The organism is Ruegeria sp. AL12 (genome assembly GCF_056540885.1).
Window position 1 is genome coordinate 1 of sequence record NZ_JBQFXN010000123.1, and the last position, 717, is coordinate 717.

The 717-nt window shown below is 59.4% G+C and carries 1 protein-coding gene; it reads left to right on the forward strand.

Annotated features, from left to right (window positions below; all coding sequences use genetic code 11):
- A partial coding sequence (locus ACR0C6_RS21765) for an ATP-binding cassette domain-containing protein (RefSeq protein WP_480621228.1) occupies positions 1–717 on the forward strand: 717 nt, incomplete at both ends.

Genomic DNA, 717 nt, shown 5'->3' on the forward strand with positions numbered 1-717 from the left:
GCGGGCGATTGCAGGGCTGGATCTGCAGACCAAGGGTACGATTATGCAGGATGGCAAGGACGTCTCCAACCTGCCTCCGTCCGAGCGCGATTTCGGGATTGTGTTCCAGTCCTATGCGCTGTTCCCGAACCTGACGATCGAAAAGAACATCGCATTTGGCCTTGAAAACACGGGCCGCAGCAAGTCGGATATCGCGGTTCGGGTGAGCGAGCTGCTGAACCTTGTTGGTCTGCCGGATCAGGGCAGGAAATACCCGGCGCAATTGTCCGGTGGCCAGCAGCAGAGGATTGCGCTGGCCCGCGCCATTGCAACCAATCCCGGTCTGCTGCTGCTGGACGAACCCCTGTCGGCGCTGGACGCCAAGGTGCGCGTTCACCTGCGGCATGAGATCAAGGAATTGCAGCGCAAGCTGGGTGTGACCACCGTGATGGTGACGCACGATCAGGAAGAAGCGCTGGCCATGGCCGACCGCATCGTGGTGATGAACCACGGGGTGATTGAACAAGTCGGATCGCCCACGGAGATCTACCGCGAACCGGCCAACCTGTTCGTGGCCGACTTTATCGGTGAAATGAACCAGATCCGATCTCAGGTCACCAAAGGCGGGCGGTTGAGCGTCGGGGAAAAGACCTTTGCCTGCCTCAGCCACACGTTCAATGATGGCACTCCGGTCATCGCAGCCATTCGTCCCGAAGACATCATCCCTCATGAAGCTGG